Source organism: Lysobacter sp. A289 (genome assembly GCF_054072675.1).
Genome location: NZ_JBSVRN010000002.1, coordinates 224,940 through 238,198 on the forward strand (window position 1 = coordinate 224,940; position 13,259 = coordinate 238,198).

The 13,259-nt window shown below is 62.0% G+C and carries 7 protein-coding genes; 2 read left to right on the forward strand and 5 right to left on the reverse strand.

Annotated elements, in window-relative coordinates:
* Positions 1–2: 2 nt before the first annotated feature.
* The 4 genes from ACW5DN_RS13150 to hemN form a co-directional block, all read right to left on the reverse strand.
* Positions 3–1,238, reverse strand: a complete 1,236-nt coding sequence (locus ACW5DN_RS13150) for an NnrS family protein (RefSeq protein ID WP_456963263.1) — start codon at positions 1,236–1,238, stop codon at positions 3–5.
* Positions 1,239–1,387: 149 nt separating this feature from the next.
* Positions 1,388–3,670: a nitric-oxide reductase large subunit gene (locus ACW5DN_RS13155; RefSeq protein WP_456963264.1), complete on the reverse strand. Its 2,283-nt coding sequence runs from the start codon at positions 3,668–3,670 to the stop codon at positions 1,388–1,390.
* A gap of 185 nt (positions 3,671–3,855) precedes the next feature.
* A complete protein-coding gene (locus ACW5DN_RS13160; RefSeq protein WP_456963265.1) occupies positions 3,856–4,608 on the reverse strand; it encodes a helix-turn-helix domain-containing protein in 753 nt (250 codons plus the stop codon).
* Positions 4,609–4,627: 19 nt separating this feature from the next.
* Entirely contained in the window at positions 4,628–6,019 is a 1,392-nt protein-coding gene (gene hemN, locus ACW5DN_RS13165) for an oxygen-independent coproporphyrinogen III oxidase (protein WP_456963266.1), read from the reverse strand.
* A gap of 89 nt (positions 6,020–6,108) precedes the next feature.
* Between hemN and ACW5DN_RS13170 the strand changes: the two genes are divergently transcribed.
* Positions 6,109–6,930 (forward strand): flavodoxin family protein, encoded by an 822-nt coding sequence (locus ACW5DN_RS13170; protein WP_456963267.1) that lies wholly within the window; start codon positions 6,109–6,111, stop codon positions 6,928–6,930.
* Positions 6,931–7,284: 354 nt separating this feature from the next.
* The gene (locus ACW5DN_RS13175) at positions 7,285–12,651 is read left to right on the forward strand and encodes a hypothetical protein (protein ID WP_456963268.1); all 5,367 of its coding nucleotides are present in this window, start codon (positions 7,285–7,287) and stop codon (positions 12,649–12,651) included.
* Here the strand turns inward: ACW5DN_RS13175 and ACW5DN_RS13180 are convergent.
* The gene (locus ACW5DN_RS13180; RefSeq protein WP_456963269.1) at positions 12,648–13,259 is read right to left on the reverse strand and encodes a hypothetical protein; all 612 of its coding nucleotides are present in this window, start codon (positions 13,257–13,259) and stop codon (positions 12,648–12,650) included. The two genes, ACW5DN_RS13175 and ACW5DN_RS13180, sit on opposite strands and share 4 nt — an antisense overlap.

Here is a 13,259-nt window from a genome sequence, read left to right on the forward strand (position 1 = left end):
CGTCATCCGGGCCTGCCATCCGCGCGCGGCATCAGGTAGATGCGACCGATCCGTATCACCCACGGCGCGAACGCGACCAGCCAGCCCAGTGCCGCCAATGCCTGCCAGGCGCCCGCATCGGGCAGGGCCTCGGCCACCACCCGCATGGTTGCCACGATCTGGATCGCGATGAAGGCAAACCACGCCACGCCCGGCATCACCAGCGCGCGGCCGGCATGGCCCTGGGTGACCCGGGTCACCATGGCGATCAGCACACTGCCGAAGAAGCCGACGAACAACGCATGCGCCGGGCCGCGACCCAGCCAGTAGACGTCGGTCATCGCGTAAACGATGCTTTGCGCTGAGTACAGCGCGAATGCCAATGGCAGCCAGGCCATGCCGATGAACAGTACTGTCAGCAGTCCGGGAGGCTTCGACCGAGCTTGTGCTTGCGGCACCTGGGCATCCATGCCTCTCGGCCACCAGCGCCACAACATCGTCGCGGTCAACGCCAGCAGCGGCAGGTCGACCAGCCACAGCCACTGGTAAGCGTGCAGCAGCTCCAGCACCAGGTGGCCCAGGCACAACGGCCAGAACACGCCGAGCAGCCACATCGGTCGCCACGGCTGGTAGCCCGGCACGACGCGGCTGGCAAAGAACGGGAACATCCGGTGGGCAACGGTCAGGTACACCGGCAGCAGCAACCCGAAACTGCCGATCTTGATGCTGGCGAACAGCCATGTCGGCGATGCGCCAAGCAGGAACGCACCCCACGCCAATACGCCGAAAAAGCCCAGCGCCAAAGCCGCGAAGCACGAACGTGCATGCCAGGTGACCCCCTTCTCCCGCCATAGCAGCGGCCCCAGGGTCAGCAGGCCAGCCAGCCAGCCAGCTGCGGTCATCCACATACCGATGACGACCCCGGCCTCCCAGCCCAGTGCGCCCAGCAGGGTCGCGATTTGGCCACCGAAGAGGCCCAGGCCAACCGGGACATACCGCCAGCGATCGATGTCCGGCAGGCCGAGCCATTTCGGGAAGGTGGTCAGCAGGAAGCCGAAGAAAAAGCTCGGTAGCACCTGGTATTGCATGACGAATGCGTGGATCCAGCCGGCATACGGCTGCGACTGCGGCATCGTCCACGCCGGCCAGCGCACCGCCAGCAGCCACCCGGCCCACCACGCCATTGCGATCAGCACGTTGGTGGCACCAATGAAGAACATCATTCGATGCGGCGCGGTTGCCAGCAGGCGCGCGGACATGGGCGCGGCTGGGGAGGGGGCGGGTCGAGTATCCATGGGTGACAGTGTGGGCCGGTACGTTGGCGCGGACATTGACCTGGATCATATGAGCAAAAAAGGGGACGGCCGAAGCCGCCCCCTTTTCCGGGTCATTGCAGGATGACGACGGCTTAGCGCCTTCCGGTCTCCTTCATCCGGGCGGGGGCCGGCTTCTGCACTGGACGCGGGCCCAACCACAGCGAGACAACGAACAGTGCGATCAGGAATGCACCGATCGCGAACACCGTGTCACCCGGCACCCGCAGCCATACCAGCAGGTCGATGATCGGGCGGTTCATGAACTCCGCCGAGCGTGCATACCAGTAGCCGTGCTCCAGATTGGCTTCCAGTTGCAGCACGCCCATCGGCAGCAGGGTCAGGAGGGTCATCAGGGCCAGTCCGATATTCAGCGACCAGAAGCCGCTGCGGATCAGTCCTTCCATCCACACCCGCTCGGGCCGCAGGCCGCGCAGGCAGTACAGCATCAGGCCGATACCCAGCATGCCGTACACGCCGAACAGCGCGGTATGACCGTGGGCGGCGGTGATGTTGGTGCCCTGCATGTAGAACAGCGCCAGCGGGGTGTTGATCAGGAAGCCCAGCAGGCCGGCACCGATCAGGTTCCAGAAGCTGACCGCGAGGAAGAACATGATCGGCCACTTGTAGCGTTGCATCCATGGCGTGGCGCGGCTGTTCCTCCAGGTCTCGTGGGCTTCCAGTCCGATCAACGCCAGCGGCACCACTTCCAGCGCCGAGATGCTGGCGCCCAGTGCGATGACGCCGGTAGTGACACCGGCGAAGTACAGATGGTGGAACATGCCCAGCACGCCGCCGGACATGAACACGATGGTGGCGAACAGCACGTTGATCGTCGCCGACTTGCCGCGCACCAGCCCCAGCTTGACGAAGATGAAGCTGATCACCGCGACCGCGAACACCTCGAAGAACCCTTCCACCCACAGGTGGACGATCCAGAAACGCCAGTAGGTGACGATCGAGATATGGGTGTCCTCGCGCCACATCAGGCCGGCGGCATATAACAGCCCGATTGCCACCGTGGACAGGAACAGCAAGCCGGCAATCGAGGACGTCTGGTCCTTGCGACGCATCGCCGGCCACAGGGCGCGGCCCAGCAGGACTACCCACAACATCAGCCCGATGAACAGGTAGATCTGCCAGAAGCGGCCGATATCGGTGTATTCCCAGCCCTGGTGGCCGAACCAGAAATTGTTGGCCAGGCCGAGCTTTTGCATCACCGCGAACCACTGGCCGGCAAAGGCCCCCACCACGATGATGATCAGGCTGATGAACAGGAAGTTGACCCCGAGCTTCTGATACTTGGGTTCATGTCCGGAGATGGCCGGCCCCAGGTACAAGCCGGTGGCCAGCCACGCCGTCGCGATCCACAGGATTGCCAGTTGCGTGTGCCAGCTTCGGGTCACCGCGTAAGGCAGGTAATTCGCAAGTTCGAAGCCGTAGGCCTGCTGGCCTTCGATCTGGTAATGCGCGGTGGTCGCGCCCATCAGGATCTGGAACAGGAACAACGCCATCACCAGCCAGAAGTACTTGGCCGTGGCGCGCATTGATGGGGTGACCACGATCTTGGCGACCGGATCCTCGACGGGCGGCACCAGTGGTTTTTCCTTGCCGTGATAGGCCGCGTAATGCCAGGCCAGCAACGCGATTCCGGCAATCATGAACAGGATCGAGAACATCGACCACATGAAACTGCTGGAGGTCGGTTTGTTACCCACCAGCGGTTCGTGTGGGAAGTTGTTGGTATACGACTTCACGTCATCGGGACGGTTGGTCACCGTCGCCCAGGATGCCCAGAAGAAGAACCCGGTCATCAAGCGGCGGTGCTCTTCATCGGGGATCGGGTTCTCGCGCAGCGCGTAGGCTTCGCGCAGATGCGCGGTTGCCGGATCTGCGGAGAACACGCTGATGTAGTGCGCGGCGACCTGCGAGATTGCCTGCGCACGCTCGTCGGAGATGACGATGTTGCCGGTCTCGGGATCGTAGGTATTGCGACGGATCTCCGGTTTGATCTCTGCCTGCAGCTTGGCCTTGTTGCTGTCGTCGAGGTCCTCGTAGGACATCCCGAGCTCGGACTGCGCGCGCAACTCCAGCCACGCCATGACCTCCAGGTGCAGCCATTCGGCCGACCAGTCCGGTGCAATCAACGCGCCGTGGCCCCAGATCGAACCGTTCTGTTGCCCACCTATGCTTTGCCACACGTGACGGCCGGTCAGGATCTCGTCGCGGGTGTAAACCACCTCGCCACTTTCGGTCACGACTTGTTCCGGCATCGGCGGTGCCGTCTGGTACAGATCCTTGCCGATCCACAACATGATGCCGAAGCTGACGACCAACAGGGCCCCCAGGCCCCACCAGAGTCGCCTGGTGACTAGCACGCTTTTTGGTTCCATAGCATTCGTTCTCCGGACAGGTGCCGCATCTTCGCCGGTTGCCGGTGCGGGCACGTTGATTTGAGTCAAGCTTGGAACGCCATCCCCTTCGGCGTGTCTTGCTTATACCAGTCCGGCGGCAGTTTGTTGCTGCGACGCCGGATATCACCGGCGGCAAAGGCAACTGGCCGTCAGCGATGCAGTATGGGATCGGCCAGTGCGTCGAGCCGGTCGCGATCAAGCAATTCCAGCTCGCGCCGATCAACCAGCAACAATCCATCCTTCTGGAACCGGCGCAACACCCGGCTCACCGTTTCCGGTGCCAGGCGCAGGTAGTTGGCGATATCGGTGCGCGCCATCGTCAACTGGAACCGGTGGGCGGAAAACCCGCGCGCGGCCAGTCGCCGCGACAGGCCGATCAGGAATGCGGCCATGCGCTGGTCGGCCGTCCAGTCGCCGGCCAGCATCGCCGCACGACCGATGTCGCGGCTGAGCAGCCGGAACAGGTGGTGTTGCAGGCCGGGCAGCTTGGTTGCCAATACCGCGATCTTGGGGAACGAGAACCGGCACAACATCGCCGTGTCCAGTGCGACCGCATTGCACGGGTAGGTCTCGCCGTCGATCGCGTCCAGGCCGATGACCTCGCCGGGCAGGTGGAAGCCCAACACGTGTTCGCGCCCATCGCGATCGATCATGTAGGTCTTGACCGTGCCCGCCCGGACCGCCGCGATGGCCTCGAACGGGTCGCCCTCGCGGAAGATGTGGTCGCCGGCGTGGTACGGGCCGACATGCTCCACCAGCACGTGAAGATCCTTCAGCGAGCGCTTGTCCATGCCCTCGGAGAGGCAGGCCTGGGAGAATGCGCAGGTCGAGCAGAATGTCAGCTCGTCGCCGTCATCGGCCAGCGTGTTTGCATCCTGCCGCGGAAATGCGGTCGGGGTCACCCGCGCCTCCGTGTCGCGCTCAGATGGCGCGGGAGAAGCGGGGCGAGGTGGTGGGCCGGGTCAGGTAATGGTCGAAGCACATGGCTATGTTACGCAGCAAAAGCCGGCCGCGCGACGTTGCGACGATGCGTCGTGGCTCGACCCGCACCAGGCCATCGTCAATCAGCGGTTGCAACTGTTCCAATGCATCGGCGAAGTACTCGTGGAAGTCGATCAGGTACCGCCGTTCCAGCGCGTCGATCGGGATCTCGCCCTGGCACATCAGGCGCTGGATCACATCGGCACGCAATTGGTCGTCCTCGCTCAGGCGCATGCCGCGGAACACCGGTAGCCGGCCTTCGTCGAGCGCGATCTGCCAGCTCGGCAGGTCGCGCGGGTTCTGGCTGAAGCTGTCGCCGACATGGCTGATCGCGCTGACGCCCAGGCCGATCAGGTCGGTGTCGGAATGGGTGGTGTAGCCCATGAAGTTGCGGTGCAGGCCGCCGCGATCCTGCGCTGTGGCGAGGTCGTCGTCGGGCAGGGCGAAATGATCCATGCCGACATAGCAGTAGCCGGCATCGGTGAGCTTTTCGATCGCCAGTTGCAGCAGTCCCAGCTTGACGTCGGCCGAGGGCAGGTCGGCGGCGTTGATCTGTCCCTGAGCCTTGAACAGTTCCGGCAGGTGCGCGTAGCTGTACACCGCCAGCCGGTCCGGTCGCACTTGGATCACCGTGTCCAGAGTGCGTGAGAAACCTGCGAGGTTCTGCCTGGGCAGGCCGTAGATCAGGTCGACATTGACCGAGCGCAAGCCGTGTTGGCGGCAGGCCTCGATGATCGCCACCGTCTCGGCGACCGACTGGATGCGGTTGACCGCCTCCTGCACCGCCGGGTCGAAGTCCTGCACGCCCAGGCTGGCCCGGTTGAATCCGATCGCCGCCAGTTCGCCGACATCCGCCGGCGAGATGAAGCGCGGGTCCAACTCGATCGACAGGTCGCGCTTGGGTGAGTTGGAGAAATGGAAATGGCTGCGCAGCGAGTCCACCACATCGCCCAGTTGCGCCGGCGACAGGAAGTTCGGGGTGCCACCACCGAAGTGCAACTGGATTACTTCGCGGTCGCGGTCGAACAGCGCCGCGGTCATCGCGATTTCCCGATACAGCCGTACTAGATAGGTTTCGCCACGGGCGAGGTCGCGGGTGATGATCCGGTTGCAGCCGCAGTAGAAGCACGGACTCATGCAGAACGGCACGTGCACGTACAGCGACAACCGGCGCGGGATCGGGTCGCCATTGCTGGCCATCACCGCCTCGCGCAGCGCCTCCTCACCGAAAGCGGAGGAGAACTGCGGCGCGGTCGGGTACGAGGTGTACCGCGGCCCGGGCCGGTCATAGCGTTGCAGGAGCGCCGCATCGAAGAGGAGAGGGCTGGACATGCGGTCAGGCTATCCAGCCTTTCCCGGCAACGCCTTGATCGGCGTCAAATGACTGGGGATGAGTGGGAGGAGCAGCTACAGTCGGTTAAGTGGCCAACGCGCGCGGCCCCCGTCCTGCGTGCTGGATCCCAGGGCCCGCACTAGATATCAACCCCAAGCTCCGTGAAACCAACACAGGAATCGTGATGATGGATAGGCAGCCGAACGCAGGCTACACGGATCTCTCCGCAGTCTTCATCAATACGTCGCTGAAGAAGGACGGGGCCGGTTCCCATACCCGCGCCCTGATGAGCGTGTCGGAGAAGATCATGGAAAAAAATGGCGTCCAGGTGGAGCACATCCATTTTCTGGATCATCAGGTCGCCTTTGGCGTCCAGCCGGACATGACCGAGCATGGCTGGGACCGGGACGATTGGCCAAAGCTCTGGGAAAAAATATCCAAAGCCGAAATCCTGATTGTCGGAACACCCATCTGGCTGGGCGAAGAAAGCTCGGTTTGTCGCGTCCTGATCGAGCGTCTGTATGCGATGTCTGGACTGCTCAATGCCAAGGGCCAGAGCATCTTTTACGGAAAGACCGGCGGAGCTGTGGTGACCGGTAACGAGGATGGGATCAAGCATTCATCGATGACGATCCTGTACGCGCTGCAGCACCTGGGCTACACGATTCCCCCACAGGCGGATTGCGGCTGGATCGGCGAGGCCGGTCCGGGGCCATCGTATGGCGACAAGTCGGAACAGGGGCCCATCGGATTTGACAACGAGTTCACCCAGCGCAACACGACGATCATGACCTGGAACCTGCTCCACATGGCGCGCATGCTCAAGGACGCCGGAGGGTTTCCGAACCACGGCAACGACCGCGAGGCCTGGGAGGCGGGCAGCAGGTTCGACCACGAGAATCCCGAGTAGCGAAACTGATCCTTGGAGCAGTGACCTGATTTCGCGTGGGTAAGTCGTTCGCCAGCCGCATGGTCGCTGCACGCCACCGGGCACAAAAAACCCCGCAATTACGCGGGGTTGGCTGTTTCCCTAGTCTCGCTCCAGGGTGATCATCACGTGGTGGCAGCATTATGAGAGCTAGGACGGAGCGATACGTTTAGTGGTGTAAGAAAGCATCGACGTACATAAAGCTACCTTGAAGCGTAATGGTTATAAGGGCTTCCGTTTCACCAAGCACAGGCATTGCCGGTCAACTAGGTGCATCAATGCCGCTTAAAAAGTATAAGATTGAGGGCACCTACAGGCACGCGGATCAGCAGCTTCATGACCCCAGCACTTCGTGCCGTCGACCCAGATCGCGTACTTCAGACCATCGGCTCGACCCCAATTGGCGAGCAACTGCTCCGGCCGCTACTCGTTCTGTTCCCACTGCCGGGGCCAGCGCACGCCGTGCTGCTGGTTCGTGCAGTGGGCAGGGTCTCTAAGTCTGTTCGCTGGTTCGAGGACGCGCTCGGCATTCCGGATCTTGCAAATGAAATTGCAGAACTGGACCGGCAACTCATGCGCGCGTATGGCTCATGCCCGAACGAGGCTGCGACCCACCTGACTGGCGATTTCCTGTTAGCCAGATCTCTGGTCGGGAAGGATCTGGCTCCCGCACCGGGCCCCGAGGCGCTTCGCGCCTCACTGGTGCTTTGTAGTCTGAGGTGGCTGGAAGAGGATTCGGCACGTGCAACTGCGACAGAAACACTTGCTGCTGCGATTCGGGGGGTAACAGAGCAACGTAGGAGCCACGGTGCAAGCGTTCAGCTCCGCCCCCACCTTCGGCTGCTGGGGGATGCGGACACCCTCACGACTTTCATACAAGCAGCGCAGGCCATCGCGGCTCTTGGTGATCGGTGGTTGCCTGACGCATGGAGGCGGCATTTTGGTCCGACACTAGCCCAGATAGATGACGGGATTTCGGCAAAGAGGCGCAATCAGGCAGCCGAGGCCACTGACCCTTCGTTTCGCAAGCCACCACCCCTTGCTGATGAGGAAGAGCCTCCGGCACCAGCGGTAAGGGTCAGGTCTTCACCTCCTGGCGCAGATCGCGAGCCCTATGAGCCGGGAGACGAAGCTTCAACGCCGGACTTCATCGCCGTTCTTCCGGGCGCGCGCGGCAATCCGGACGCGAAACGGGTATCCCACTATCTCGCCCGCCAGGCGATCTGGAGCAGCAACCATCTGTTGGTGACGCAACATGCCGACGTGCTTCCGCCTGTCCAGTACCGCCGTGTGCTCCGGACCATTGTCGAGCAATTAAGTACTAACGCCCTGACATCAGACGTTGCGGTGGGACTGGCTGGGCTGCTACTGCAAGCCGTCACCGGCCGCACGTCTCGCCTGCTGCCGCCTATGGTCGCCGACGGACAGCATTCTTCCTCCGGCCAGTGCCGGCTACTCGTCACACACGGCTGCCTCGAACTTGGTGTGGCCTGGCGACTGCGCCCTGAGGGCGAAACGGGCGCTACCGGCTACTTTCAACCGTTGCCGCCGATCGCGCACCTGTTCGAGCAGGTCGCCCCCAATTTCAGGTTGCCCCTCGCTCCATCCCTTGTCACAGCCTTGGCCCATAACGAAGCGCTGCGCATTCTTGGTGGTGCCGCCGTGCCGAAGGTCGATGACTGTCTGAGAGCGGCCGCTCGCCATATCTCGCCGATGGTTGGATTCACAGTCACACCTGGCCAGGTTCGCCGTTCGTTTTCCACGCACCTTTACGAGAGCTGCCGCGATCTCGCAATGACCCAATTGATAAGCGGCGATAGCTTGGGGCAATCGGAGGCGCCGCTGCACTACTACAGCCCTCGAAGAGGCGAGGTAGCCAAAGCCTATTACCGCTTCTTGCGCGAGCTTCTAGAGCTGGACGCCGGATTGATCTCCGACCGAAAAGACTCGACGCGAATCGGCGCAGCAAGCCTGCTCGTGGAGGAGCGAGCCAAGCGCCTTGCAGCAGTCTCCGGGGCGCTTCTCAATGCGGGCATTGATGGCTTGGTCGAAGCAGGCAAGTGGAGGGAGGTCCACGATGCCATGGTGACGCATCTGGCTTGCATGCTCATGGGAGTAGCGGGGCACCGTCCTGTGCAAGCACTCTTCGACCTAACGATTGCGGATCTGCATTTGACCAGCGGAAAAGGGGCTGGCCTCTTCTGTGACAAGAGGCACGATCCCGCCCACAACCCACGCTTTGCAGCGCTACCTTCATGCGTATCGCAGCAGCTCAAGGCGTATCTCCTTCATCTACAAGGTGTCGCCGCTCTTGAGCCAGCCATGGCGTCGCATGTGCGTGCAGTTCTTGTGGGAAGTGCCCCTCTGCTATTTGGGGTCGGCGATGGTGGTGTCGTCAGCGCCATCACATTGGCCGACTGGCGTAAGACGCTTCCGCCCGAGTGGCAGGAGGTGCCCCTCAACTGGGGCCGCACCTGGATACGCACCCGAGCCGTCGAAGCAGGTCTCGCGGCGGAGTGGGCCGCCGTGCAGCTGGGTCACTTGGAGGCGGTGGGTTATCCGTTCTCCAATGCTAGCCCCACGATACCCGCACACTCAGTCAGCCTGATTGCGCCACACTTGGAAGCCATGGCGCGCAAACTGGGATGGAGAGTGCGGACCGGCGTTCCATGTGCTGAGCCTGTGAGGCAACTGCCTCTTCCCGGGCTCCGGCTGTGGCGCGGTCAGGTTGCGGAGCATGAGTCGCAGATGCGTGAGCAGATGCGGCAAGCGCGTGGGACCCGGACGGCAGCCATAGCCGCCTACAAGGTCCGAGCTGAAACCATGGTGCTTGAGCATCCCGTACTGCGCCGCAGAAATTTGGACGTCGTTTTTCGGGGTGAGGCCGTTTCCCTGTCGGCAAAACCCCTCTCGCGCGCCGAGGCAGAGACGCTGAGAGACGCGATGGTGGAATCGGCGGGGGACGATCTGGCGTTGGCGATTTCCTACGCACGCGCCTTACGGCGAATTCTCGCCCGGGTGAACAAGCGGTTGGGTATCGCGGGTCAGGACCCTGCAGCATTGGATCACTTTCGGCGGCCACTGGACAACGCATTCGTCCCTGGAATGATGGTGGCGGTTCGTCAGGTCGAAGCGCTTCGAGCTTACGCGGCATTCTTGGGCTCTCAACCGCCGGGAGATAGGAAAGACTTTGTACGTGAGTGCGCACGAGTTGCGTATGTGCTTACGGTGTTTGGGTTCATTGACGATCCGGAACAGGTCTTCGGGCTGATTAAGCACCGTGAGGGATTGATGGCCCCCGCTCGCCTTTCCGATACCGTCCTTGTTCCCTGGGGAGAAGATCAGGGTCAAGTGCTCGCTCTGCGCAATTTAGCTGCGGTGTGTGTCGCCCGTTTCGCGACACGGAACCCAGGGTCGTCGGTGCCGGAGCGCGCAGCTCTGGATGTGGCGCTCAACTCGCTGTTGCCCCAGTGGGCCAATCCCGCAGAGAAGGGGGATGTACTTCAGCGGCTGTGCGAGACGGTCGGTGTAGCCAACCGCTACGAAGTGTCACCCGCTGCGCGTTTTGCACTGGATCTTGCGGAGGGCGCTGTCAGTGCGAGCATGGCTGATCAGCTCGCATTGATTGACGGAGACCCCGTTGGCACGGTTGCACGTATTCCAGGTGACGCACGTGCCCGCGATCGAGCCAACATCACTGTCATGCCATCAATGGGTACGGGGAATGCACGCTCGCAGTACGTGGATTTGTGCAGGGTTCTTCCGCGATCCAATCATGCGTTGGTGCTCCGTCGGACAGGACTGCGCATCGCGGCGGAGCAGCTCTTTACTGCAGTTACCCGGCGGGCTGTGGTTGCGGAGGTCGACGCGCTCTTGGCGGACCAGAAGCCCGAAACGGTGCTGCGTCCAGTAGTACGGCTGCTGGCAACATGGGTTCGGCACATGCTGGTCGAAGGGACATCGGCCACGACCAACCCAGCGGACAGCACAATCGGAACCTACTTGACGAGGATCGGTGGAACGCTCGTTGAGCTGTTAGGAGGCGGATCCCTTGATGACCTGGACGAGGTAGAACTGGAGGAGGCCTATCTGGCGGCCATCCTCACGGGCAATTCCAATCGTGCTCAAGCTGCCGCCGCGGTCTTGGCATTCGACGCATGCGCCCGCGAACACCTTGATCTGCCCGACACAGATCTCAGTGAGGTACGAGCTTACCTGCGTGGCTCGATTCGGACGGTAGATGCGGAACTGATCCTGCCTCAGGAGCGGTTCGCGATGCTTGAACTCGCGAGACAACGTGACAAGGCCGCTGATACCGCGAATCCTGCGGACGCGCGTGTTCTCCGCCAAGCGTCGGCTGCGTTACCCGTATATGCATGGGGCGGAGCCCGTAGGGCAGAGATTCTAGGAATACGCGCACGCGATGTATGGACGCGCGATGGTGTTGCAATCGTTCGAGTGAGCCGCAACAGATCTCGTCGTCTGAAAACCGCGGCCGCTCGCCGGATGCTCGTGCTAGATGACAGTTATCCAGGTCTGGATGGATTCACGTCCTGGGTGGCCAGTGATCTACAGCGAAGTCCGGAATGGCGGCATTCGTCGACATATGCGTTTTCACCCCTTGCGCGGCCGGAGGGTGCTGAGGGACGCAACGCAATCGCGACAGCATGCGCGGAGATCATGCGAGAGGTCACCGGCCGCTCCCGTGAGAGGCTGCACCGGCTCAGGCATCTGGTGGCTCTCGAGAGAACATTGCCGGTCGTCCTAGCTCCCGAGGATCTGGCTTGGATGGAGGAATCCGGGTTGGTGGTAAGTCCGGCACAACACTGCGGCGTCGCACTTCCTCGGGATCTAATGGAGCGCGTTTCACCACTCGGGCACTCGGACTGGCGGACCACCTTACGCAGCTATGTACATGTGCCGTGGCTTTGGCGGTCTTGCTCCGATAAACGAATCGTGATGGACCACATGGCCCGGCGCGAGGTGGCATTCGCGATGGGCGTAACTCTCCAAGCTGCCGACAAGGTTGTCCAGCAGGGCAAACCAAACAGCGCTCGGACAGCGTGGCTTCAGCACGCTCGTACACCTAGGGCAGTGCCTAGCTTGGATGTGGAGCAGACCGAGCCCCCGCTGCCGCGGGCGCATGCCTGGTCAGCGCTAGAGCTTGATGAGTTATTTCAGACCGCGGATCGGGTTGGTAGCTTGGAGGCGGCAGTTCGGCTATCGGGAGGCAGCGGCGCGGACTTCTGCAACATCGCTGAGCTGGTGCAGATCATGGAGCTGCGAATTGGAGGCAGGATATATAGACGGCGGGACAAAGAGCGTTTCGCCAAGGGGCCGAGCCGCACGCTGCGGCGGCTCGACCAGACACTTAGGCTGGAACTACTGGGGTGGCTGGATGCACCCACGCTCAACGGTGATCCGGTGACGGCAGGGCTGGTCGAGGCTATTGTCGGCGCGATGAGTCCCTACAACCGTCCGCATGTGTTGGGTGGATCTGGCGCGATCAATCGGTTGGCGTTAGAGCTAGCGCGACTCACAGCGAACCGCGTCGTTGCGAAAGTGGGCCCTGGAGAAGGTGGGCTTTTGCAAGCGACCTTCCATGATGAGAAGGGCTCGACTGTGGTCGGCGATGTAAAGCGATCCTTCGCCACGGCATGGATCTCGTCGCAACTGCGGGCCGTGGCGTACAAAGCCGCTTAGCGCCCATCGTTTGCGGCCTCGACGAACAGATCCAGTTCCTCGACGACGGTACCCCGCGCCCGCCGTATCACTGTGAGTTCTCTAAGGCGGCCCGGTGGAATGACGTCGCCGACGGCTATACTCCCAGCCCGGTCAAAGGGCACGAGAAACGCCCCTTGCGGGTAGTACGTGATCAGTGCCATTTTGCGAACCGCTCGGACGACGTGGGGTGTAGCGGGGCGTCCAGCGGCGCGGGCGCCTAACGGTCTTGGTTTGATGCGCACACGCGGATTGTTTTCGACAACGATCTCCACGGTGCGACCACGTTTCACAGACTCGCAAACATCATCTATGGAAACGCCGAGTCGATCGATAAATTCCGCATCGCACGAATCGCCGTATCCCCCGTTGGGCCCCTGGAAACGCTGGGCCACAAGTTGAAAAAAGCGATTGATATCCATCTGGTCCATCGATTGAGCCAAACCCGTGGCGACGTGATGTACGCAGAGAATGAAAGTGCCGGGTTCAAAATGCGGTTGTGGGTCGAGCGTGCAAGCGTGCAAATGAGTAAATAGAGCTTGTATCGTCTGATACGTTTTCAGTACCTCACCGTGAGCTTCCAGGGACAT

Coding starts and splice junctions, on each gene's coding strand:
- ACW5DN_RS13150 (WP_456963263.1), bottom strand. CDS start 1,238: ATGTCCGCGCGCCTGCTGGCAACCGCGCCGCATCGAATGATGTTCTTC.
- hemN (WP_456963266.1), bottom strand. CDS start 6,019: ATGTCCAGCCCTCTCCTCTTCGATGCGGCGCTCCTGCAACGCTATGAC.
- ACW5DN_RS13175 (WP_456963268.1), top strand. CDS start 7,285: ATGACCCCAGCACTTCGTGCCGTCGACCCAGATCGCGTACTTCAGACC.
- ACW5DN_RS13180 (WP_456963269.1), bottom strand. CDS start 13,259: ATGTCCCTGGAAGCTCACGGTGAGGTACTGAAAACGTATCAGACGATA.